Source organism: Aeromonas simiae (assembly GCF_000820125.1).
GTDB lineage: Bacteria > Pseudomonadota > Gammaproteobacteria > Enterobacterales > Aeromonadaceae > Aeromonas > Aeromonas simiae.
In genome coordinates this window covers 1-21,742 of the sequence record NZ_CDBY01000076.1, presented here as the reverse complement: position 1 = coordinate 21,742, position 21,742 = coordinate 1, and the positions used below count along the sequence as shown (strand labels likewise).

Genomic DNA, 21,742 nt, shown 5'->3' with positions numbered 1-21,742 from the left:
ACTGCGCCCCTCCACAGTGAAGAGTTCCTCCCAAGCATGAATACTCCCAGTTCCGAAATGGTGATGCGTTGGCTGCAAACGGCGCGCGTTGAGCACTATGTCTGCGATCAGTGCCACGGCATTCACATCGTCTCCCTGCAGTCGGTGGACGGCGTGCAGGAGAGCCGCATCTTCGTCGAAGAGGAGGGGCTGCTCTTTTCCACCGAGTTGGAGCTGCGTCCTTCGGCCCTGCTGGCGGTGGTCTCCGATCTGGGGCGCCTTAACATGAACTACCCCTCGCTCAAGGTGTTTCTCGACGTGACCGACGACAGCCTGCCGCGCCTGGTGGTGGGGCACACCGTCTTTACCAAGGCGGGGCTCTCGGTCGAGCAGTTCCTGCTGTTCGTCAACAGCACCATCGCCGCCACCCATGAGGTCATTGCCGAGTGTGAGCGTGAGGCCTACCTCAACCTGCCCGAGATCCCGGTTGGTAACGCCGCCGTACACTAATTGCGCGAACAGACCAGCTTGCCCATAAATCGGTTGACGCCGCGAGGGGATTTCCCTAAAGTACGCCCCGTTCCGGCGCACAGCGCGGAGCAACGAATAGAGCAAGGTGTCCAAGTGGCTGCCGGTCGACAAGGTCGATATGAAAAGCGCGCAACGCGTGCTTTGCACAGCCAGCAAACATTACGCTGACAAAATTTGGTGAGGTGTCCGAGTGGCTGAAGGAGCACGCCTGGAAAGTGTGTATACGGCAACGTATCGAGGGTTCGAATCCCTCCCTCACCGCCAAATGATAAGCCCAAGCAATTTAATTGCTTGGGCTTTTTCTTTATGCTCGATTTTCGATGTGCGCCTTCATTAGGCGGTGAGAGGCATTCAACCATGTCATCACACGCCGGGGCAGGCACTATTGATATTGTGTAGATAGAATGCGTCGATGATACAGGTAAATGATGCTGCCATGCGCAATGTATTGCTCGCCATGCAGTGGAAATAACCAACTGAGTGATTTTTGCTGGTATATATGCGCATTTCACGCAATATCTTGCGCGGTGGGTGTTGATGTTGTAATGGGCCTTGTTGTAAGTGATTGATAAATAACAAAACAATAAAGTGGCATGATTGCTGCCGTTGGGATGGACGAGTGTTATCTCATTGAATCCATCGATTAGGAGCATACCCATGCTAACTCCGTGTTATATCAGCATCCAAGGTAAAACCCAGGGCAACATCACTGCGGGTGCCTTCACCTCTGAGTCCGTCGGCAACATCTTCGTGCAGGGTCACGAAGACGAGATGCTGGTGCAAGAGTTCAACCACCAAGTGACCGTACCGACCGACCCGCAATCCGGTCAGCCGTCCGGCCAGCGTGTGCACAAGCCGTTCAAGTTCACCGTGGCCCTGAACAAGGCCGTACCGCTCATGTACAACGCCCTGGCGTCCGGTGAGATGCTGCCGAAGGTGACCTTGAAGTGGTACCGCACCTCCGTGGAAGGCAAGCAGGAGCACTTCTTCAGCACCGTGCTGACCGATGCCACCATCGTCGACATCGACTGCCAGATGCCGCACTGCCAAGATCCGGCCAAGGCTGACTTCACCCAGCTGATCCAGGTCTCCATGGCTTATCGCAAGATTGACTGGGAGCACACCGTGGCTGGCACCTCTGGCGCCGACGACTGGCGTGCGCCGATCGAGGCCTGATCTTCGGTTCCCACTGTTGATAGTGGATATAGTGCATCGGGCCTGAAGGGCCCGTTTCTCCGGCGCGGTGAGCGCCGCGCCGGAGCTTTTATGCTTTGCCATTCCTCTGCGAGCGGTGAAATGACAAAGCACAAAGGAGCCTTGCCACCATGGCCAACCAGACCGGACTTCAGTTCACCGTCAAGGTGGGGGCGCTGCCCGACACCACCTTCGTCGTCGCGAGTTTTAAACTCGACGAGGGGTTGAATCGCCCCTTTCACCTCCATCTTGATCTGGCCAGTCCGCAACCGGATATCGACTTTGGCGCCGTGCTCGACCAGCCGTGCGAGCTGCAGGTGTGGTACCACGGCGAGCTGCAACGGCGGGTGTGCGGGGTGGTTAGTGAGTTTGCCCAAGGGGACAGCGGCTTTCGCCGCACCCGCTACGTGGCCGAGGTCAAACCGGCCCTGTGGCGATTGGGCCTGCGCCACAACGCCCGCATCTTCCAAAGCCAGAGCCCGCAGGAGATCATCAGCATCCTGCTGCAAGAGGCCGGCATCACCGACTACGCCTTTGCCCTGAAAAATGAGCACGCCCAGCGCGAGTACTGCGTCCAATACCGAGAAACCGACCTTGAGTTTGTCAGCCGCCTCGCCGCCGAGGAGGGGCTGTTCTACTTCCACGAGTTCGACGCCGGCCAGCATCGCATCGTGTTTGCCGATGACGCGGCGGCACTGACTCAAGGCCCTGAGCTCTTTTTCAATCTCGGCAACCGCTCGCTGGAGCAAGGCGCCTATGTGCGCCAGTTTCACTATTGCGAATCGGTGCGCCCCTCTGACGTCGAGCTCAAGGACTACAGCTTCAAGACCCCGGCTTATAGCCTGTCCCACAAAAAGCAGGGGGCAGAGCTCGACCATCAGCGCGATACCTATCAGCATTTCGACTACCCCGGCCGTTTCAAGCAGGACGCCAGCGGCAAGGCGTTTGCCCAGTATCGGCTCGATGCCCTGCGCCATGACGCGGTGGCGGGCTGTGGCCAGTCCAACAGTGCCGCTCTGTTGCCAGGGCAATGCTTCTCGCTAACCGAACACCCGAGCGGCAGCCTCAACACCGACTGGCAAATCGTCCATATCCGCCACACCGGCGAGCAGCCGCAGGCGCTGGAAGAGGAGGGGGGCAGCGGCCCGACCGTCTACCACAACGAATTTGGCGTGGTCAAAGCCAGCACTACCTGGCGAGCGCGTATTGGTAGCCCCGAGGCGCCCCATAAGCCGATGGTGGACGGCCCGCAGATCGCCATCGTGGTGGGCCCCGAGGGTGAAGAGATCTACTGCGACGAGCACGGCCGGGTCAAACTGCAATTCCCGTGGGACCGCTATGGCGCGAGCAACGACCAGAGCTCCTGCTGGGTGCGGGTGAGCCAAGGTTGGGCTGGCGGCCAGTACGGCATGATGGCCATTCCGCGCATCGGCCACGAGGTGATCGTCTCGTTTTTGGAAGGGGACCCCGACCAGCCCATCGTCACCGGGCGCACCTATCACGCCACCAACCGGCCGCCGTACGAGCTGCCTGCCAACAAGACCCGCACCGTGCTGCGCACCGAGACCCACCAGGGCGAGGGCTTTAACGAACTGCGCTTTGAAGATCAGGCCGGCCAGGAAGAGATTTACATCCACGGTCAGAAAGATCTCAACGTGCTCATCGAGAACGATGTAGCTTGGCACATCAAGCACGACGAGCACCGCGACATCGACTTTGATCGGGTGACTCGCATCAAGGGGAGCGACCACCTGACGGTGGAGGGCGAGCAGCGCCACCACATCAAGAGCGATTTTTCCCTCACCGTGGACGCCTCGCTCCACCAGAAGATTGCCCAGGCGCTGTTGGTGGAAGCGGGTCAGGAGATACATCTCGACTCAGGCCAAAAAATTGTGCTGGAAGCGGGCGCTGAGATCACGGTCAAAGTCGGCGGTAGTTTTGTGAAGGTAGACCCGAGCGGCGTTACCCTGGTCGGCCCCACCATCAAGATGAACTCGGGCGGCAGTCCCGGCTCTGGCTCTGGGTGGGCGGGTCAGATACCCGGACTACCGATGGGGGTAGCATTAGCTCCTTATGTTGTACCGCTAACACCAGAGATGATCCCGGCCATGTTGGTCGCTGCAAAAGCCGGGGTGGTTGCGATGCCCATGTGTGGCAGGCGCTCTAATGGCACATGTGAACGGGGGGACTGCACATGCAAACTCGATGGGAACAGTTAACATCCTTGCATCGGCTGTCTCCCGATAGCTTACCAATCAACTACTTGTTGGTTGACACGGCTCGCTGGGAAAAGGCGCAAGAGGTGAGCTATCAGCTCATTGAACAACCTAAATTAACACTGCTGTTTGCAGGTACGCAGCATCAAGCCTTATTGGAGGTGAGCCCCTTTTTACTAAGCCTCCCTTCTGATACTGCAGTGAAGGAAAAATTACTCACAGAAGTACGTGAAAGGCGAGCAGGTGTTGCGCTTCGATCATCACTCTCTTGTGAAGAGCTGGCTAACCATTTCAGACTGTTCCTGACTGTGCCAGACGGTCAGGGACAAAGCTATCTGCGCTTTTATGATCCGGCTATTTGGCTGGCTCTCTATGCCAGCCAGTATGATGCGGCATTGGTGGGCTCAGCGCTGGAGGCTGTGTACTTGCCTGACTGGTGCTCTGCAAGCTGGTGTGAAATTGTCTGCGCTGAGCGCGAAGCCGCCTTTGAACAACCGGTGTGTTTGAGTTCGGAATTGCTGGCGATGGCCCAGAAAACCCGCCTGCTTTATAGCTTGCAAGCAGCCCGGATTGACCCTGCTTTGTGTTATGGTCTTGCCTCTTCGCTTGCATGCCTGATTGAGAAAGGCTTGACCGAGCAGTGGGAGCTCATGCCTTGGCTCACCCTGCTTAATGATTATCCTGCTCCCGTGTTAGATGGTCGCATGGCCCAGTGGTTGACCACCTTCGATATTGAGTGTCATGAGCCGCTGGCTGTGGCAAACCGTTTTTGGCAGCATCAGACCCATCAGCCAGTGGAGGCGCTATAGATGTCCGCACCAACCACGACTACGTCACCTGTAGTGAACAATGTTATTGATGAAGAGCTCTGTCAGTCACCGACCGTGTTACCTTTTGTTCCGTTGCCAGAGGCTGCATCAAATGAGTCGTTTGCTGCGGTCAAATCCCCCTGCTCGGCAAAAGAATTTGAAGATATCTTCTACGTCAGTGGCTCTAACTGTTTCTGGCTGGTCGAGAAAAAAGCTTTCAAGAAGATAAAAGCGGTGGTCAGTGAGTTTGAAGTTAAGGTGCTGGGCTCATCCAGCAAGCTGCAGGCGCTGGCCGCGCAGGGAATTCAACTCGATAGCTTGATGATCAGCCCGACAGCATACAGCTTCTTGACCCCGGCCCAGCAGCAGGAGTGGAACAGCATTCAAGCTAGTAGGTCATCCAGCCTAACCTTTTCACCCTATGGAGATAACAGCCAAGCAGCGGTGTACAAGCGAGTTAGCAATCATGCTGCTGAGGATGCAAAACGTATTGCTCAACTGGAGCAGCTCAAACGTCAGGGGATAGAGCAAGCCAAGGCGCAAGGGTATGAAGTCGATAACAATGGCCACTACTATGACCCGCGTCAGGTCAAGATTGGCAAATTGCTGGCGCAATACAACAAGGCCCGAGCCACGTTTGTGGCAGAAAAGCCTCCAGCAGAGCAGATTGAATCGCTGCGACAGGCGGTGCTGAAAACCCAGACCCTGATGCAGGAGCACAGCAACTACCTGATGTGGCCGAGTGACGATTGGTTTAGCCATCGTCAGGAAACCCTGGCCAAGATGACTGCGGCCCAGCAGACCCTCAATCGCTGCATCAGCGAGCTTGGCGCGCTCGGGGTCGCGGTGCCTGAGTTTGCTCTGAGCGGCATAGAGGGGTGTGTGGCCGGAGATCAGTGCTACGCCAGTTGGTACGCCTATCTGGCCAAGAAAAAGCAGGCCGAAGAGGAGCTGGAGAAGACCACCAAGGCCTTCTTGACCGCGCTCGATAGCGGTTATGCCTCCAGCAGCGACAAAGAGAATCCTTTGTTGCCACCCCAGCAGATGTTTCAGCGTCAGCTTGACGCCATCAATGCTGCCCACAAGCAAGCGAACGAGTTGTACGAAAGAGCTCTGTTAGCCTGCTCTCGCCAAGTTCCTCCTCGGGTATTGGCATGGGAGGGGGAATATCAGCGCCAACCCATGGACGTATTGACCAAGGGGGATTATCCGCTGCGCGAGATCTGCTCAGCGGCATTATCGGTAGAGCCACTCAGCTACTTCAGCCTCTGGCAGTTGCCGGTAGACAAGGTCAAGGAACGGGCGGGTGATCTGCTCAAACTGGAGCAGGATCCGGTGCTGCTCGCCCTGCTGGCACAAGATGGCATTACCCCTCTCCCCCTGCAAAAGGGCTGGTTTTACAAAGAGAGTGGCGCCCTCAATTTTGACAAGGTGGCCGACTATCTGGAGCAGAAGAATATCAAGGTGACTGCGCTGGAGTCGTGGCGTAGCCGCTTTGCGGGACACCTTGGCACACTGCTCTATCGCTCTGACAAGCAGGTGGAGTTTGGTCCCTTTGATGAGTCACCCCAAGCGCAGCTGATGCGGATGATGAGTTACAGCGACTGGAAGGGCAAGCTCAGCAGCTCCGGCAAGATAGACCCTCCGCCAATGACGCTGACCTATCAGGACGGCACCATCTCCATGCCTGGGCCGAGCGCCAGCTTGTCGGTTACTGCAGAGTTTTATCCTCTGCGCGGGGAGATCGACCTGTTCAGAATCACCTTGCCACGAGGTGCGAAGCCCACGATAGCAACCCTGATCGCCCCCAAGAGTGGCAACAAATACCAGATCAATCTGGGCACCTGGGCCGTAGATGTCCACGCCAAGGCGTGGGGCAAAGCGGGCGCCATGCTCAAGGCTGGCCGCGAGGCATCGCTCAATGCCAGCGTCGGTGGAATTAGCCTCAGTGGGCTCGATGTGGCGGTCAAGGCTGAAGAGAAGGGGGAATTTACCGCCGAGGTTGGGGCTGAGGTGGGCTGCAGTCTGTCAGGACGCCTGCTTTGGCGTCCAGATAGCAGCATGATCAAGCGTCTAGGCATTGTGGCCGAAGAGGCTAAGCTGCCGCTGCAGCTGTGCAAGGCTACCACCGGGCTGAAGGCTGAAATCAAGGACACGCTGAGCGAGTTCCCCTTTATCCTGAGCTGGCGCAATAACCGGATGCGGTTGGGGGTCAAGGCCGGTGTGCTGGGAGGCAGCGCCAAGGCCAAGGGCTATTTTGAGTTTGAAGTGGATTGGCAATCTACCGGTTATGTAGTGGCCATGTTTCAGGATCTGCTGCGCCGCTGCAACTACGAGCGGGTCGAAGTCTTCGCCGATGAGGAGAGCTATCAGCGGCTCTCCAGGGCCAGTCAGTTGGCTCTGCTGCTGGGAGTCAATATTGGCCAGATAGTGGCGGCAGAGAAAGACTTTGTCGACAGGATTTACGGCAAGCTCAATCGTAGCCAGAATGCGGGTCTGGTGGCGTGGACGTTGTCGGGTCACTTGCTGCCTAAACCACGTAATCCCAATCCGGCATTACGCCCGGATACGGCTGGTGATGCCAAGGCAAATGCAGCAACGGAAGCCAAGCTTAAAGTGTGGGCCAACGGTCTACTGCCGGAGGCATTGGGGTCGTTATTGGGTACCTTGGTGGCAAACTCCAAAGTACTGAGGCTGAACAATCCCCCTGTCAATTTATCGGATAAAGAGACCCATGTGTTGCAGCAAATGACCATTGCGCGCTTGGTTGATTGGCTCTATAGCGGTAAAGCTACTACTGATAATTGCCATAAGTTTCAAGAGGCGATAAGCCGCATGACCGATATCAATGTGCAAGATCAGATTGGTGCTTATAAGCGTAACCTTAGTACACTAGATAAATATATGGCTTTGCCTGCGGACAGTAGAAATGATGACCTTAAGTCAACATTAATAAAGTATCGGCGAGCTCGCAATGTGTTATCAAATATGCGTTGGGAAAATGCACAACCTAACTACAAGATCTCTAATACGTATGGTCGCTCTCAGATTCAGGACGGGTGGAATGTTAAGAGTTAATAAATTTTCAATGCTCGTGTTGGGTTCGTTGATCGCAGTCTCATTTGAAAGCGTAGCTACAAATAAGGTGGTGACAGCAGATGAGCTTTATCAACAAGCGGTTATCCCCTATGAACAAGGGTGGGATAAAGGGCTGGACCTGATGTGGCAAGCAGCTAATGCAGGAAATATTAAAGCGCTCTGTACCATTGCCAGCGGCTATCAAGGCACATCTTTGATTGTTAACGCTGATGCACAAAAATACTTTAAAAAAGCAGCTGAGTTAGGGGGGCTTTGTGGGATGCTAGCCCTTTCTAATATCGGTGAAAATGTCATGCTTGACTCAACATTAGCTGAACATCAAGGTGATGGTGGTTGGTCTGACAAGCTGATTAAGAAATCCAAGCAACTGGCTGAAGAAGGTGATATCGAGGGGTTGAAGACATATTCTTTCCTCCTATCATTAAAAAATGATGATAATGGTGCATGTAAATGGCTTGAGAAGGCAGCCCAAAAAGGGGATGCAGGAGCTCAGTTCAATTTAGCAAATGACATCCGAAGTGGCTGCAGTTGGTACCTTATCCCTGGCTCCCGTGAAAAAGCTGAACGTTATTGGACAGAACAAGCCGCCAATCATGGCCATCCCAAGGCGATGGAGGTTATGTCCAGCTATGCTGAGAAAGACAAAGATATTGTTGGAATGCTGGCTTGGCTCGAACGTGCAGCCAATACAGGAAATATTAACTCGATAAGGATCTATAGCACTTATCTGATGGGAGGCGATGAGTTTACCATTCCAATTCCTACTGATATGCAAAGCAATAAAAAAGCTTACGCTTGGTTATATGTATTAACCCATCAACTACCGCCAGAAACTGAGGAGTCAGCCTATTCTCGTTCTGTTAAAGAACTCAGTCTTCTTGAAAAAAAACTCTCTGAGAACGAAATTGAAGAGGCTAAATCTTGGGCTAACGAATGGATGAAAACGCATCAAGTTAGAAGTTACTTCCTAGAATTCGGAATGTAACAGAGCTTATTATGACTGCAAAAACCACCTGACAGGCAAGGCTAATGGCCAGGGAAGGCGCCGCATCAGCTTTGTGCCCATCAGGTGGCGATTCAGCTTGGGCTTTTTCTTTGCGTGCGGTTTTTGCTGTGCCTATATCCTGTCCACTCCAACAGAGGGATGGCGGCATGGCGGCGTTGCTGTTTCTCCCAAGCCTTGCGTGAACCATATCCCTTGGCAAGCGGTCGGTTCATCTTCATCCCTCACTATGGCGGCGTGGTGCCCCTGATTGTCCTTGGAGGCCCCCATCTCGTGCCCATAAGGTAAAGATGGTTTCGAACAGGGCCTCACTTCGGTTACACTCCGGCGGCGCATGCAGACGGACTCTCTTTTCTCTGTCAAGGGCGATTGGCGTGCCTATGTGGGGCGCTGATGAAATTGCCAGAACGTGCATTATGGGATTGCCTTGATGTCTGTTTCGCACTCACCTCTTATCTGTTGGAGCTTATATGAATATTTTTGAGCAAACGCCCCCATCGCGCCGTCGTTATGGGCTGGCGGCCTTTATCGGCCTTATCGCCGGGATCGTCTCTGCCTTTGTAAAGTGGGGGGCGGAAAATCCCCTGCCACCGCGCAGCCCGAGCGACCTCTTCAACAGTGCTTGCGCCCCTGAGTCGCTGCTGCGTGCCGCCGACCAGATCGACTGTTCGCGTAACTTCCTCAACCCGCCCTATGTCTTTTTGCGCGACTGGCTGGGGATTGCCGATCCCAACGAGGCGGTCTACACCTTCGCCGGCCACGTATTTAACTGGGTTGGGGTGACGCACATCCTCTTCTCAATCGTGTTTGCCGTGGGGTATTGCGTCGTTGCCGAGCGTTTCCCCAAGATCAAGTTGTGGCAAGGCCTGCTGGCCGGTGCGCTGGCACAGCTGTTTGTTCACATGATCTCCTTCCCGCTGATGGGGTTGACCCCGCCGCTGCTTAGCCTGCCTTGGTATGAGCATGTCTCGGAGATCGTCGGCCACCTGGTCTGGTTCTGGTCGATTGAGATCATCCGCCGTGATTTGCGTAACCGCATCACTCACGAGCCCGATCCGGAAATTCCGCTGGGGTCGGCCAGCCGATAATATGGCGTGCCGATGCATGGTAAAGAGCCGGCCCCTTTGGGGCCGGCTCTTTTATATGAGAAGTCTGTGGTGCTGGATGGGGATCGAAAGCAATGAGGGGATGATGTTGACCTCAATGATCCATCCCCCCCATCTTGTCAGTGGGCGTCATCGACGGCGCAATGCCAAAAAGAGTAAGTAAGAAGGAGAGGCGAACACTATTTCGCCGCGCGGCTCTTTCCGAATACCTGGCGCCAGCCTCGGGGGCTGATCTGACATTTTTTCTTAAAGTGCTGGCGAAATGACACGGATGTTTGAAATCCGGTCAGCTCGGCGATTTTATCGATAGATAATGACGTCGTTTCGAGCAGTTCACGCGCCCGTTGCAGCCGCTCATTCACGAGCCAATCACCGAGCGGTAAGCCGGTGGCCTTGAGAAAGTGGCGCGTGAAGGTTCTCCGGCTCATGGTGGTTCGCCTGGCCAATTCATCAATAGAGTGAGGCAGGGCAAGGTTTTCTCGCAGGTAATCGAGCAGCAGATTGATTTGGGCGTCTTGGGTTGATGAGGCTATCGGCTGCTCAATAAATTGGGCCTGGCCCCCTTCTCGGTGAGGGGGAATGACCAGAGTACGCGCAATTTTATTTGCAATCTGGTGCCCGTAATACTCTCGCACTATATGCAAAGAGCAATCCAGCCCGGCCCCGGTGCCGGCCGAGGTGATCACCCGGTTGTCTTCGACATAGAGTGCATTCATATCGAGGGTGACGCTTGGAAAGCGCTGGCTAAAATCTTGCTCTGCCATCCAGTGGGTCGAAGCCCGTTTGCCATCGAGGAGCCCGGCATACGCGAGCACGTAGGCGCCATAACACAATCCCACCACATGAGCCCCCCTGGCATGGGCAGACAATAATGCCTCCGTCAGATCTGGGGCGGGCGGCTCGTTGAGGTCGTGCCAGCCGGGGACGATCAGAATGTCAGCCGTTTTTGTGAGTTCGAGCCCGCCATCGGGTTGCACCGTTAATGCCCGTTCAGCCACCAGGCTTGGTGCGCCCGATGAGACGATCTTCAGGTCGAACAGGGGTTGGGTGGGCAGCTCTGCGCTGAACACCAAGTACGGCACTGCAAAGTGGAAGGGGCTAAAGCGGGGGTAGGTGATCAGCGCGACCACGGGTACGGCATCAGACATGGTGCTGTTTCTCTATGATGGTGGCCCAAATGTGTCGAAGCTTGTCTTTCAGGTCAATATTAAATGGCGCCTGGCCCATTCACAATACGGTCTCACCTCACTACTTATGTGGAGCCGCAATATGCAACCCATGATCGCAATACGTGCCATCGCCATTTCCATGAGTGTCCTCGCCGGGAGTGTATTTGCTCAAGACGCAGTGAAAACCACAGAAAACGTGGCTGACCAGGTGGTGCAAATACAGCAGATTCGTAATGCAACCGCGAAGATCACCTATGCCGGGAAAATCTTTTTGCTCGACCCTTTTCTCGCCAAGAAAGGAGCCTATCCCGGTTTTGCGGGCACCTTTCACAGCGAATTACGCAACCCGTTGGTTGAACTGCCGATGCCGGTGAATGACATCATGAAAAGTGTCGATGCGGTGATCGTCACCCACACCCATCTGGATCATTGGGATGGGGGGGATAATAATGCGATCCCTAAAGATCTCCCTGTATTTGTGCAGCATGAAGGGGATGCCAAGATCATTCGTGATCAGGGTTATCGCAATGTTCGCATTCTCAATGAAGACACCCTCTTTGAGGGGGTTCATCTGACGAAGATCGGTGGTCAACACGGCACGGATGAGATGTACGCCAATCCCCAGGCTGCCGCGCTGCTGGGCGAAGCCATGGGGGTGGTTTTCCACGCTCGAGGTGCGAAAACAATCTATTTTGTGGGTGATACCATCTGGCAAAAAGATGTCGATCACACGCTGGCCCAATTTAATCCCGACGTCATTGTCATCAACGCCGGCGATGCGCGCATGGCGGGCTATACCGGCTCCATCATCATGGGTAAAGACGACATCATTCATGCCGCTCACGTGGCACCGCAGGCGGTGATCGTCGCCACCCATATGGAAGCCATCAACCACATGACATTAAGTCGAAAAGCGCTTCGGGATCACGTTCAGCAGCACGGCATGCAAGAGCGTGTGCGTATTCCCGCCGATGGTGAAACCATGCACTTCTAATCTCGGCAGGGGCGGGCTTTCCCGCCCCTGAACGTCATAACGGCTTCATTCTTTTACGCTGCTTTCAAAACGGATCCGGATCGCATCGGTGCGCCAGTGCTCAATGTCGCCGTCCACCAATTGGCCGAAAGGATCGCAGTTGCGGCGCCGAATGCACAGCACCTGGCTCCCTTCGGCGAGGTTCAGGCAGCGAGCCACCTCGCCGCGGGCGGCGGTGGCCTCAATCTCCAGGGTGGCCTGACCCTGCGCTATGCCAAAGCGCCGGGCATAGAGCTCGGTGAGCGACCCTTCCAGATCTTCGTTTTCTATCCCGACAAAGCGCGCCGCCAGCAGTTGGTGGGTCACGTGCAGCACAGGGCGCGCGTCGATGGTGCGCAGCCGCCGGATCTCGACCAGAGGCGTGAGCGGCGCCACCGCGAGCCACTCACACTGCTCGGCGCCGGCCAAGCGTTGGGTCAGCCCCAGCAAGCGGGTCGTGGCATGGCGTGCGGTGCTGTGGATCCAGTGGTGAAAGTGCAGGTGGCGCGCCGGCTCATAGGTGAGGCGAGCAGGGGAGACAAACCAGCCGCGCCGCTCGGCCCGGTAGATGAGCCCCTCGGCCTCGAGCCATTGCAGCGCCTCTTTCACCGTGATGCGGGTGGTGGCAAAGCGCTCGCTCAGGGCCCGCTCCGCCGGGAGTTGCTCGCTTGGTGCGAGGGCGCCGCGCAGGATCAGATCGCGCAGGGCATGGGCAATGCGCTCGCTCTTGCGCGCGGGACCGGGTTCGATGGCAAAGGTCATAAGGGCTCCTTGGACTAGGCCAGAGCAGAGATACCCGCTGACCGTGACAGAGGGGTGACAGGGCAGTCGTTCGGTTAAAGCGGCACCGATTGTCACCAAAACGCCATCAAACTGCCCCGTCACCGTCATTTTCGGCCCCTAGCATCCCTTCTGACCTTAACTGACCTAGTCCAGAAGGATGGGATGATGAACGCACCACTCGTGACCGCCTTGGCCGTGATGGCCAGCCTGCAACCGGCCCTGGCCGCCAATGCACTTGCCGACATCGAGAAGGCCGCCCGCCAGGAAGGGCAGCTCTATAGCATCGGCATGCCCGACAGCTGGGCCAACTGGAAGGAGACCTGGCAGCAGCTCGGCAGCACTTATGGCATCAAGCACCAGGACACCGACATGAGCTCGGCCCAGGAGATCGCCAAGTTTGCCGCCGAAAAAGAGAATGCCACCGCCGATATCGGCGACGTGGGTGGGGCGTTTGGCCCGATCGCGGTGCAGCAGGGGGTGACCCAGCCCTACAAGCCCTCCACCTGGTCGGATATCCCGAACTGGGCCAAGGACGCCGACGGCCACTGGATGCTGGCCTACACCGGCACCATCGCGTTTCTCATCAACAAGGATCTGGTGAAGAAGAGCCCCACCTCCTGGGTCTCCCTGCTCGATGGCAGCTACAAGGTGACCCTGGGGGATGTGGGCGTGGCTTCCCAGGCCAACAACGGCGTGCTGGCGGCGGCGTTTGCCACCGGTGGCAGCGAGAAGAACCTGACACCGGCGCTGGATCTGTTCGGCAAGCTGGCCCAGCAGGGGCGGCTGTCGCTCAACGATCCCACCATCGCCAATATCGAAAAGGGCGAGGTGGAAGTGGGGGTGCTGTGGGACTTCAACGCCTTCAACTACCGCGACCAGATCGATCCCAAGAAGTTTGACGTGGTGATCCCAAGTGACGGCTCGGTGATGGCGGGCTACACCACCCTCATCAACAAGTGGGCCAAGAACCCCAACGCCGCCAAGCTGGCCCGTGAATACATCCTCTCCGATGCCGGCCAAATCAACCTGGCCCGTGGCTACGCCCGCCCCATTCGTAGCAATGTTGTGCTGCCGGACGAGGTCAAGGCCAAGCTGCTGCCGGCCGGGCAATACGCCAGCGCTAAGCCGGTGACCGATCACGCCGCCTGGGAGCAAAGCTCCAAGGCCCTGCCGCGCCAGTGGCAGGAGCGCGTCATGATCCACATGCAGTAAAGGAGCGTGTGATGCGACACAAGGTCATCCTGGTGTTGGTGGACGGCCTGTCGGCCAGGGTAGCCCATGGCATGGGCTACCTTGCCGCCTTGGTGGCGGCGGGGCAGGGGAGTCATCATCGCCTCGCGTGCGAGTTGCCCTCCCTCTCGCGCCCCCTCTACGAGTGCCTGCTGACCGGCGCGAGCCCGCTGCAAAGCGGCATCACCCACAACGGGGTGAGCCGCCTTTCGACCCAGATCTCCCTGTTTCACCTCGCCACTCGCCAGGGGCGCCGCACCGCGGCGGCCGCCTATTACTGGGTGAGCGAGCTTTACAACGTCAGCCCCTGGCAAGAGCGCCATCGGTTCACCCATGACGACGCGCTGCCTATTCAGCACGGCCTGTTTTATTGGGACGACGGTTACCCCGACAGCCACCTGCTGGCCGATGCCGAGGCGCTGCGCACCCTTCACGACCCCGATTTTTTGCTGGTGCACCCCATGGGGGTGGACGATGCGGGCCACCGCTTTGGCCTCGACTCGCCCGAGTATCGCAACCGCGCCCGCAAGATGGACGCGCTGCTGGCGGGCGTGCTGCCCCATTGGCTCGCCGCCGGCTATCAGGTGGTGGTGACCGCCGATCACGGCATGAATAGCGATCGCACTCACGGCGGCACGTTGGATGAAGAGCAGCAGGTGCCACTGTGGCTGTTGGGGGCGGCGTTCGATCATGGCGCCCCCGAGCGGGCCATCCCGCAAACGTCCCTGTGTGGCTTGTTGGCCGATCTGCTGGGCCTTGAACACGACAAGGCGGCGCTCCCCTGGCTGTTAGCAGGGGAGGGGCGATGACCACACAACAGGATACGACAGTGCGCCGCACCGCGCCGTCAGCCACCCGGCCCATCAGAGTACAGCGCGTGCGCCCGATTCGCCGCTGGTTGCCGTTTCTCTGGCTGCTGCCCTTCGCCGCCCTGTTTTTACTGTTTCAGGTGGCGCCGCTTATCTGGGTGCTGGTGGGCAGCGTGCAGACCTCGGACGGGGTGGGGCTCTCTCACTATCGCGCCATCTGGGACTCCCCCTTCTATCGCCAGTCGTTTGGCAACTCGCTGAAAATTGGCCTCTGGTCGAGCCTTCTGGGGCTTGCCATCGCAACCCTAGGGGCGGCGGCCCTGCGCCACAGCGGCGAGCGGGTGCGCCGGGTGATGCTCGCCTTTGTCACCATGACCGGGAATTTCAGCGGCGTGCCGCTGGCGTTTGCCTTCATCATTGTGCTGGGGGTCAATGGCGCCCTGACCCTGCTGCTGCGCCAGTGGGGAGTTATTGAGGGGTTTAACCTCTACTCGGGTAGCGGCCTTATCCTCATCTACACCTATTTCCAGATCCCGCTGGCCCTGCTGCTGCTCTATCCGGCGTTCGACGCCCTGCAAGATGACTGGCGCGACGCGGCGGCCCTGCTCGGGGCCTCCCGCGCCCGCTACGTGTGGCATGTGGCGTTGCCGGTGCTGGCCCCGGCGCTACTGGCCACCTTTATCATCCTGCTTGCCAACGCGGTGGGGGCCTACGCCTCGGCTTATGCGCTCACCACCGGCAATATCAATCTGGTGACCATCCGCATCGCCAGCCTGGTGTCGGGGGACATCTTCCTCGAGCCCAACCTCGCCGCGGCGCTGGCGGTCTGGCTGATGGCCGGCTTGAGCCTGGTCACGGCCTTGAATCAATGGCTCATTCGCCGCGCCCAGCGCCACAAGGAGGCCACCCATGGCTGATGTCTCTCACGCCGCGAGTCCCCCTTCGCCGCCGCACTGGGCTCGTGCCAGCTTATGGGCCTTGACCGCCCTGTTGCTGCTGCCCCTGCTCGCCACCTTGCTCTATTCGCTGTCGAGCCGCTGGGGGGCGACCCTGCTGCCGGACGATCTGACACTGGCCTGGTACGGCAAGCTGTGGAGCGATCCCCGTTTTCTGGCCGCCTTTGGCCGCAGTCTGTTGGTCTGCTTTGGGACGCTCCTGCTCGGCACCTTGGTGCTGGTACCCCTGGTGCTGGTCATCTTCTATTACGCGCCGCGCCTCGATCCCTGGATGAACCTGCTGATCCTGGTGCCCTTTGCCGTGCCCCCCGTGGTCTCGTCGGTGGGGCTCTTGCAGATCTATGCCGATTCGCTGGTCGGCACCCCCTGGGTCCTCATCGGCACCTGGTTTACCATCATGCTCCCCTTCATGTACCGGGCGCTGGCCAACAACCTGCAGGCGATCCCGCTCAAGGATCTGATGGACGCGGCCCATCTGCTCGGCGCCACCACCCCGGTGGCCTTCGTGCGGGTGGTGCTGCCGTGCCTGCGCAAGGGGCTGCTCTCGGCCCTGTTCCTGTCGCTTTCGTTCCTGCTCGGGGAGTTCGTGTTTGCCAACATGCTGGTGGGCACCCGCTATGAAACCTTGCAGGTCTACCTCTACAACATGCGCTCCACCTCGGGCCACTTCACCAGTGCCTTGGTGATGAGCTACTTCCTGCTGACCCTGGTGCTCACCTGGGCGGCCAACCGTTTTAGTCGGTGACATCCCATGTTTCATCTCGAAGTGAGTCAACTGCACAAGTCCTACGGCGACACCCCGGTGTTTGCCGGCATCGAGTTTGGTATCCGCAAGGGAGAGCTGGTCACCCTGCTCGGCCCCTCGGGCTGCGGCAAGTCGACCCTGCTGCGCGCCATCGCCGGTTTGACCGAGGTCGACGGCGGCTGCATTCAGGTGGCGGGGGAGGCAATCACCCACCTGGCGCCGCAGCAGCGCGGCATCGGCATGGTGTTTCAAAGCTATGCCCTGTTTCCGACCATGACGGTCTATGACAATGTCGCCTTCGGCCTGCGCATGAAGCCGCAGCCGGGGCGCGAATTGCATCGCGCCGTGCGTGAGGCCCTCGCGCTGGTGGAGCTTGCCCACCTAGCCGAGCGCTACCCGGCGGCCCTCTCCGGTGGCCAGCGCCAACGGGTGGCTCTGGCCCGCGCCCTGGTGGTGCGCCCGCGCATCCTGTTGCTCGATGAGCCGCTCTCGGCCCTCGATGCGCGGATCCGCCGGGTGCTGCGCAGCCAAATTCGCGACATCGTGCGCCGGCTTGAGCTCACCACCCTGTTTGTCACCCATGATCAGGAGGAGGCGATGATCCTCTCGGATCGGGTCTTTTTGATGGAGCAGGGGCGCATCGTTCAGGCCGGCACTCCAGAGGCGATCTACACCCGCCCGGCGAGCCGCTTCGTGGCGGGCTTTATGGGCAGCTACAACCTGCTTGAACCCGAGATCGCCAGCCGCCTGCTGGGGCGCCCCTTTGCGCGCGCCGTGGCCCTGCGCCCCGAGACCTTGAGCCTGGCCCAGTGCGCCGCCGAGGGGGAGGGGCGGCGGGTGTTGCCCGCCGTGGTGGAGGAGGCGCAGCTGCTTGGCAACGTGGTACGCTATCGGGTGCGCTGCGGTGACACCGACTTCACCGTCGATGCCCTCAACCGCAGCGCCAAGGAGTTGCACCCCGTGGGACGTCCGCTACAGCTGGTGATCCCGCTTGACCAATTGTGTGAGGTGGCGTGATGGCGCTGGCCCTGTTTGATCTCGATGAGACCCTGCTGCGCGGCGACAGCGCCAGTCTGTGGCTCGAATACCTGGTGGAGCAGGGGCTGGCCCCAGCCGACATGCTGGCCCGCGAGCAGGCCATGATGAACCTCTACCACCAGGGCAAGATGGACATGCACGCCTACATGGCCTTCACCCTGGCGCCGCTGGCCGGCAAGGCGCGCGCCTGGGTCGACGGCCACGGTCAGCACTTTTGCGAGCAGTGGCTGCTGCCGCGCCTCTACCGCGAGGGGCTCGATCGCATCGCCTGGCACCAGCGGCGGGGCGATACCTTGGTGCTCATCTCCGCCAGCGGCGAACACATCGTTGCCCCCGTGGCCCGCGCCTTGGGGATGGATCACTGTATCGCCATCGAGCTGGAGATGGTGGATGGACGGCTCATCGGTGAGACGTGCGGGGTGCTGAGCTTTCGCCAAGGCAAGGTGGCGCGCCTGCGTGAATGCTTCGGCGAGGCCAGCGCCGGCAGCTTTGCCTACAGCGATTCGATCAACGATCTGCCCCTGCTCGAATGGGCCGAATTTCCCCACGCCACCAACCCGGCCAAGGCCTTGCGCGAGCTGGCGCAGGCGCGCCATTGGCCGGTGCTGGAGTGGGATAAGCCCCGTCTTGAGTGAGAACATGGGGGAGAAATAAACAGGCCCGGTAGGGCCTGTGTGGTTTCTTAGCGGCAGAGGGGAGGCGGTGATCTGCGTTGCCACTGCCACACCAGGGCGCCAAGCAAGATCCCCCAGAACGCCGAGCCGATCCCGAGCCAACTGATCCCGGAAGCGGTGACTAGGAAGGTGATGAGGGCGCTCTCGCGGCTGGGCTCTTCGGCCAGTGCATTGTGCAGGCTGCTGCCGATGGTGCCGAGCAGTGCCAGCCCAGCGATGGCGGCAACCAGGGCCGGCGGCAGGGCGGCAAACAGGCTCACCACGCTGGCGGCAAACAGGCCGCTCATAACATAGAAGAGCCCGGCCCAGACGGCGGCGGGCCAGCGCCGTGCGGGCGCCTCGTCGACCTCTTTTCCCATGCAGATGGCGGCCGTGATGGCAGCCAGGTTGTAAGCAAAGCCGCCGAATGGCGCGAGCAACAGGCCAGTCAGGCCGGTCCAGCCAATGAGGGGGGAGGCCTTGGGGTGATAACCGTGGGCGTGCAGCACCGCCATGCCGGGCAGGTTTTGGGAGGCCATGGTCACCACAAACAGTGGGAGCCCCACCCCGATGAGGGCATGCCAGGAGAAACGCGGGCTCATCCACACCGGCTCGGTGAGCGAGAGGGTGACGCCATCGAGGTGAAACGGCGTTAGCCATCCGGCGAGTAGGGCTCCGCCAATGAGAACCACGACCATGACCAGGTGAGGGACGCAGCGTTTGGCCAGCAGATAGAGGGCCAGCATGCCGAGGATCAGCAAGGGGGCATCGGGCAGCGGTGCAAACAGATTGATGCCAAAGCGCAGCAGTACGCCGGCCAGCATGGCCGCCGCTAACGGTTTGGGCAGCACCCGCAGCAGTTTATCGACGCTGCCGCTTAAGGCCAGCAGCACCATCAGCGCCGAGCTCAACATGAAGGCGCCGATGGCCTCACCCAGGCTCACCCCCGCTAAGCTGGTGGCCAGCAGGGCGGCCCCCGGGGTTGACCAGGCGGTGAGCACCGGAATGCGGTAGTAAAGGGAGAGACCGATACAGGTCAGTCCCATGCCGAGCCCCAGCGCCCACAGCCAGGAGGCCGTCTGAGCGGCATCCGCTCCGGCCGCAGCGGCGGCCTGCAAGATGATCACCACCGAGCTGGTGTAGCCGACCAGCACCGCCATGAAGCCGGCACTGAGGTGAGAAAGCGAGAAGGGCATGGGTGCTCCGTGCGTTATAACGTACAATTGCCCTCACTATAGTGATGGGCGTTATAACGCACAAGAAGGAGATGCCCTATGACGGACCCCCTCGTCCTCCCCCCGGGCCAGCAGATCGCCGCCCGCCTGCGTGAGCTGCGCCAGACCCTGGGGTGGAGCCTGGATCGCACCGCGCAGGAGACCGGCGTCAGCAAGGCCATGTTGGGTCAGATTGAGCGCGGTGAGTCGAGTCCGACCGTGGCGACCCTGTGGAAGATAGCCACTGGCTTTAAGGTCTCGTTTTCGAGCTTTCTCGATGGCCCCATGCCGGATGCCACCACGACGCTGTTTCGCTCGGCGGAACGCCTGCGCCGCCAGCCGGGCGAGGCGGGCATGCTGGTGGCCCCCCTCTTTCCGTTTGATCCCACGCTTGGGTTTGAACTCTTCGAGCTGACCCTGCTCCCTGGCTATGAGCGCGAGTCTGAGCCCCATGAGCGCGGAGTGAGTGAGCATGTGGTGGTGCTGGAAGGGGAGATGGAGGTGCTGATAGAGGGGCAGTGGCACCGCCTGTTGCGGGGAGAGGCGGTGCGCTTTGCCGCCGATCTCCCCCATGGTTATCGCAATCTGGGTGAGACCGCGGCCCGCTTTCATAATCTCATTCGTTATCCCTAACCGGGACGGCCATCAATGCGGGGTTGGCTCAGGATGGGCAGATAGACCCAGACAAACAGACCGTAGGCGATGACCCAGCCCCAGGCTCCCCCGTGCCAGGCGGCGAGCGTCTGGCTTGGCAGCAGCAAAGGGAGGGCGGCGCGCAGCAGGGCTGCCAGTAGCAGCAGGGCGAAGGCGACGCTGATGCGCTTGCCGACCGCCAGCGCTCGCCCGGTGTGGCCGAGGGAGACGCGCGCCATCATGGCGAGGATCATGCCCCCCATGGCGCCGGCGCTCAGGAAATGGCTGGCGCTCGACAAGGTCAGGGCGCCGCCCTGCGCCCACCATCCCAGTGCGGCGAGGCCGAGGGGAATAAACAGATAGGCAAGGTGCAGCGACCAGAGCAGGGGGTGGGCTGCGGTGGCGCGCCAGCGCCAGCGTGATTGGCGGATCAAGTGGGCGAGGGCGGCGAGCGCGTAGAGCGGCGCCCAGGCCGGTTGTTGCAGAAGCGACGTGGGCAGCGCGATCCAGCTTATCAGCAGCAGCCAAAGCGACCCCAGGGCGATGCGCTCGAGCCACACTCGTGGCTCTGGCTTGGTGGTCTGGGTGGCGCGCGAGGTGAAAAAGGGAATGACGCGTCCCCCCATCACGGCGATCAGGGTAGTAAAGAGCAATACGGTGGCGACCAGCAGCTTCTCCGTCAGCAGCCAGTCAGGCCCGAGCAGCCAGCTGCTGGCGTTGAGTGCGGTGAGCACCAGCAAAAGGGGAACGAAGAAGAGGTTGCGCCACTGGCGTACCCGCACTATGGGGCGGGCCAGGTAGAAGGCGGCCAGGGGAAGCCAGATCAGATCGCTCATCATCAGCAGCAGGTTGTCGTTACCCAGCAGGGGCAGCAGCAGGCGTGGGAGCAGCCAGAGCGAGACGATGAGCCCAAGCACAGGGCCACGCACTCCGGGAAAACCGGTCCAGTTCTGCACCGCCGTCAGCAAGAAACCGGCGACGATGGCGCTGCCAAAGCCGAACAACATCTCATGGGCGTGCCACCAGATGGGGTTGGTCAGCGCCGGGAATGCCACCAGTCCGGTTAACTGCAGCCACCACAGCAGCATGGCCGCGACCGAGAACAGCGCCCCGAACAGGAAGAAGGGGCGAAAACCGAGGCGCAGCAGGGGAGGGATCGCCTCCTCCTTCTGACGGTCGAGGATCTGGTGCATGTGGGCTCCTGAAGATGAAATAGTGCTTTCAGATGTCGATTATAAACTAGCATCTGAAATGTTCAATTAAAATGCGCGGTAGAGGGGCGCCTTTGGGGTGGGTTTTTAAACAAAACAGCCTGATTCGGGTGTTTTGTGAGCGAACGGTTCGCCGAGGTGAGAAAAGGGCTTGCTAGCCTCGCCGCTATCCCTATAATGCGCCCTCACCAGCACGGCATGCCGCGCTGGATGCCGACAAGGCAACGTTCTTTAACAAATTGAATCAAGCAATCTGTGTGGGCACTCGCAGGATTGAAAGCATCAAAAACAATTTTTGATATTTCAATGTCTGATGAAGTGACCAAGCAAGACTTCTTTGGAAGTCAGCAAC

Annotated in this window: 19 protein-coding genes and 1 tRNA gene; 16 read left to right on the top strand and 4 right to left on the bottom strand. The window is 59.2% G+C overall.

Annotation, left to right across the window (positions count from 1 at the left end; all coding sequences use genetic code 11):
* The first annotated feature begins 36 nt into the window (after positions 1 to 36).
* The 8 genes from BN1134_RS15635 to BN1134_RS15600 all read left to right on the top strand — a co-directional run bounded on the left by BN1134_RS15635 (position 37) and on the right by BN1134_RS15600 (position 9,919).
* Positions 37 to 489, top strand: a complete 453-nt coding sequence (locus tag BN1134_RS15635) for a type III secretion system chaperone family protein (RefSeq protein WP_052449516.1) — start codon at positions 37 to 39, stop codon at positions 487 to 489.
* A 197-nt stretch (positions 490 to 686) separates the two neighbouring features.
* A tRNA-Ser gene (locus tag BN1134_RS15630) sits at positions 687 to 774 on the top strand.
* 393 nt (positions 775 to 1,167) lie between these two features.
* Positions 1,168 to 1,686, top strand: coding sequence for a type VI secretion system effector Hcp1 (gene hcp1 / locus BN1134_RS15625; RefSeq protein ID WP_042048340.1), 519 nt, complete (start codon positions 1,168 to 1,170; stop codon positions 1,684 to 1,686).
* 149 nt (positions 1,687 to 1,835) lie between these two features.
* Positions 1,836 to 3,923: a type VI secretion system Vgr family protein gene (locus BN1134_RS15620; RefSeq protein ID WP_084214840.1), complete on the top strand. Its 2,088-nt coding sequence runs from the start codon at positions 1,836 to 1,838 to the stop codon at positions 3,921 to 3,923.
* Positions 3,899 to 4,729 (top strand): DUF4123 domain-containing protein, encoded by an 831-nt coding sequence (locus BN1134_RS18960; RefSeq protein ID WP_084214839.1) that lies wholly within the window; start codon positions 3,899 to 3,901, stop codon positions 4,727 to 4,729. Before BN1134_RS15620 ends, BN1134_RS18960 begins: the two co-directional genes overlap by 25 nt.
* Positions 4,730 to 7,807 (top strand): hypothetical protein, encoded by a 3,078-nt coding sequence (locus BN1134_RS15610; protein WP_042048339.1) that lies wholly within the window; start codon positions 4,730 to 4,732, stop codon positions 7,805 to 7,807.
* Positions 7,794 to 8,813, top strand: coding sequence for a tetratricopeptide repeat protein (locus tag BN1134_RS15605; RefSeq protein ID WP_156991829.1), 1,020 nt, complete (start codon positions 7,794 to 7,796; stop codon positions 8,811 to 8,813). The genes BN1134_RS15610 and BN1134_RS15605 overlap by 14 nt, the downstream gene beginning before the upstream one ends.
* Before the next feature lie 488 nt (positions 8,814 to 9,301).
* On the top strand, positions 9,302 to 9,919 hold the full coding sequence (locus tag BN1134_RS15600; RefSeq protein ID WP_042048337.1) for a YagU family protein: 618 nt from the start codon (positions 9,302 to 9,304) through the stop codon (positions 9,917 to 9,919).
* A gap of 197 nt (positions 9,920 to 10,116) precedes the next feature.
* Here the strand turns inward: BN1134_RS15600 and BN1134_RS15595 are convergent, their stop codons facing one another.
* Positions 10,117 to 11,085 carry a GlxA family transcriptional regulator gene (locus tag BN1134_RS15595; RefSeq protein WP_042048336.1) on the bottom strand — a complete coding sequence of 323 codons (969 nt, stop codon included), beginning with the start codon at positions 11,083 to 11,085 and terminating at the stop codon, positions 10,117 to 10,119.
* Between BN1134_RS15595 and BN1134_RS15590 the strand changes: the two genes are divergently transcribed.
* Positions 11,084 to 12,100: an MBL fold metallo-hydrolase gene (locus tag BN1134_RS15590; protein ID WP_332309664.1), complete on the top strand. Its 1,017-nt coding sequence runs from the start codon at positions 11,084 to 11,086 to the stop codon at positions 12,098 to 12,100. The two genes, BN1134_RS15595 and BN1134_RS15590, sit on opposite strands and share 2 nt — an antisense overlap.
* Positions 12,101 to 12,145: 45 nt before the next feature.
* Here the strand turns inward: BN1134_RS15590 and BN1134_RS15585 are convergent, their stop codons facing one another.
* Positions 12,146 to 12,880 (bottom strand): UTRA domain-containing protein, encoded by a 735-nt coding sequence (locus BN1134_RS15585; RefSeq protein ID WP_042048335.1) that lies wholly within the window; start codon positions 12,878 to 12,880, stop codon positions 12,146 to 12,148.
* Positions 12,881 to 13,066: 186 nt separating this feature from the next.
* Between BN1134_RS15585 and BN1134_RS15580 the strand changes: the two genes are divergently transcribed.
* The 6 genes from BN1134_RS15580 to BN1134_RS15555 are packed head-to-tail and all read left to right on the top strand — an operon-like array spanning position 13,067 to position 18,314.
* Positions 13,067 to 14,113 carry an ABC transporter substrate-binding protein gene (locus BN1134_RS15580; RefSeq protein WP_042048334.1) on the top strand — a complete coding sequence of 349 codons (1,047 nt, stop codon included), beginning with the start codon at positions 13,067 to 13,069 and terminating at the stop codon, positions 14,111 to 14,113.
* A gap of 11 nt (positions 14,114 to 14,124) precedes the next feature.
* Complete coding sequence (locus tag BN1134_RS15575) at positions 14,125 to 14,940, top strand: alkaline phosphatase family protein (protein ID WP_042048333.1); 816 nt, start codon at positions 14,125 to 14,127, stop codon at positions 14,938 to 14,940.
* Positions 14,937 to 15,857, top strand: a complete 921-nt coding sequence (locus BN1134_RS15570; RefSeq protein ID WP_042048332.1) for an ABC transporter permease — start codon at positions 14,937 to 14,939, stop codon at positions 15,855 to 15,857. Before BN1134_RS15575 ends, BN1134_RS15570 begins: the two co-directional genes overlap by 4 nt.
* On the top strand, positions 15,850 to 16,641 hold the full coding sequence (locus BN1134_RS15565) for an ABC transporter permease (protein ID WP_042048331.1): 792 nt from the start codon (positions 15,850 to 15,852) through the stop codon (positions 16,639 to 16,641). Before BN1134_RS15570 ends, BN1134_RS15565 begins: the two co-directional genes overlap by 8 nt.
* Before the next feature lie 6 nt (positions 16,642 to 16,647).
* Entirely contained in the window at positions 16,648 to 17,658 is a 1,011-nt protein-coding gene (locus BN1134_RS15560; protein ID WP_042048330.1) for an ABC transporter ATP-binding protein, read from the top strand.
* Positions 17,658 to 18,314: an HAD family hydrolase gene (locus BN1134_RS15555; RefSeq protein ID WP_042048329.1), complete on the top strand. Its 657-nt coding sequence runs from the start codon at positions 17,658 to 17,660 to the stop codon at positions 18,312 to 18,314. The genes BN1134_RS15560 and BN1134_RS15555 overlap by 1 nt, the downstream gene beginning before the upstream one ends.
* Positions 18,315 to 18,361: 47 nt before the next feature.
* Here BN1134_RS15555 and BN1134_RS15550 read toward each other — a convergent pair whose 3' ends face one another.
* Positions 18,362 to 19,528, bottom strand: coding sequence for a benzoate/H(+) symporter BenE family transporter (locus tag BN1134_RS15550; protein ID WP_042048328.1), 1,167 nt, complete (start codon positions 19,526 to 19,528; stop codon positions 18,362 to 18,364).
* A 78-nt stretch (positions 19,529 to 19,606) separates the two neighbouring features.
* On the opposite strand from BN1134_RS15550, the gene BN1134_RS15545 reads away from it, so the two are divergent.
* Complete coding sequence (locus BN1134_RS15545; RefSeq protein ID WP_042048327.1) at positions 19,607 to 20,179, top strand: helix-turn-helix domain-containing protein; 573 nt, start codon at positions 19,607 to 19,609, stop codon at positions 20,177 to 20,179.
* Here BN1134_RS15545 and BN1134_RS15540 read toward each other — a convergent pair.
* Positions 20,176 to 21,372: an NnrS family protein gene (locus BN1134_RS15540; protein WP_042048326.1), complete on the bottom strand. Its 1,197-nt coding sequence runs from the start codon at positions 21,370 to 21,372 to the stop codon at positions 20,176 to 20,178. The two genes, BN1134_RS15545 and BN1134_RS15540, sit on opposite strands and share 4 nt — an antisense overlap.
* Between the last annotated feature and the right edge of the window lie 370 nt (positions 21,373 to 21,742).

Bases quoted from the DNA above. Each gene is read 5' to 3' on its own strand.
- BN1134_RS15635 (WP_052449516.1), top strand. From the start codon at position 37: ATGAATACTCCCAGTTCCGAAATGGTGATGCGTTGGCTGCAAACGGCG.
- hcp1 (WP_042048340.1), top strand. From the start codon at position 1,168: ATGCTAACTCCGTGTTATATCAGCATCCAAGGTAAAACCCAGGGCAAC.
- BN1134_RS15620 (WP_084214840.1), top strand. From the start codon at position 1,836: ATGGCCAACCAGACCGGACTTCAGTTCACCGTCAAGGTGGGGGCGCTG.
- BN1134_RS18960 (WP_084214839.1), top strand. From the start codon at position 3,899: ATGCAAACTCGATGGGAACAGTTAACATCCTTGCATCGGCTGTCTCCC.
- BN1134_RS15610 (WP_042048339.1), top strand. From the start codon at position 4,730: ATGTCCGCACCAACCACGACTACGTCACCTGTAGTGAACAATGTTATT.
- BN1134_RS15605 (WP_156991829.1), top strand. From the start codon at position 7,794: ATGTTAAGAGTTAATAAATTTTCAATGCTCGTGTTGGGTTCGTTGATC.
- BN1134_RS15600 (WP_042048337.1), top strand. From the start codon at position 9,302: ATGAATATTTTTGAGCAAACGCCCCCATCGCGCCGTCGTTATGGGCTG.
- BN1134_RS15590 (WP_332309664.1), top strand. From the start codon at position 11,084: ATGGTGCTGTTTCTCTATGATGGTGGCCCAAATGTGTCGAAGCTTGTC.
- BN1134_RS15595 (WP_042048336.1), bottom strand. From the start codon at position 11,085: ATGTCTGATGCCGTACCCGTGGTCGCGCTGATCACCTACCCCCGCTTT.
- BN1134_RS15585 (WP_042048335.1), bottom strand. From the start codon at position 12,880: ATGACCTTTGCCATCGAACCCGGTCCCGCGCGCAAGAGCGAGCGCATT.
- BN1134_RS15580 (WP_042048334.1), top strand. From the start codon at position 13,067: ATGAACGCACCACTCGTGACCGCCTTGGCCGTGATGGCCAGCCTGCAA.
- BN1134_RS15575 (WP_042048333.1), top strand. From the start codon at position 14,125: ATGCGACACAAGGTCATCCTGGTGTTGGTGGACGGCCTGTCGGCCAGG.
- BN1134_RS15570 (WP_042048332.1), top strand. From the start codon at position 14,937: ATGACCACACAACAGGATACGACAGTGCGCCGCACCGCGCCGTCAGCC.
- BN1134_RS15565 (WP_042048331.1), top strand. From the start codon at position 15,850: ATGGCTGATGTCTCTCACGCCGCGAGTCCCCCTTCGCCGCCGCACTGG.
- BN1134_RS15560 (WP_042048330.1), top strand. From the start codon at position 16,648: ATGTTTCATCTCGAAGTGAGTCAACTGCACAAGTCCTACGGCGACACC.
- BN1134_RS15555 (WP_042048329.1), top strand. From the start codon at position 17,658: ATGGCGCTGGCCCTGTTTGATCTCGATGAGACCCTGCTGCGCGGCGAC.
- BN1134_RS15550 (WP_042048328.1), bottom strand. From the start codon at position 19,528: ATGCCCTTCTCGCTTTCTCACCTCAGTGCCGGCTTCATGGCGGTGCTG.
- BN1134_RS15545 (WP_042048327.1), top strand. From the start codon at position 19,607: ATGACGGACCCCCTCGTCCTCCCCCCGGGCCAGCAGATCGCCGCCCGC.
- BN1134_RS15540 (WP_042048326.1), bottom strand. From the start codon at position 21,372: ATGCACCAGATCCTCGACCGTCAGAAGGAGGAGGCGATCCCTCCCCTG.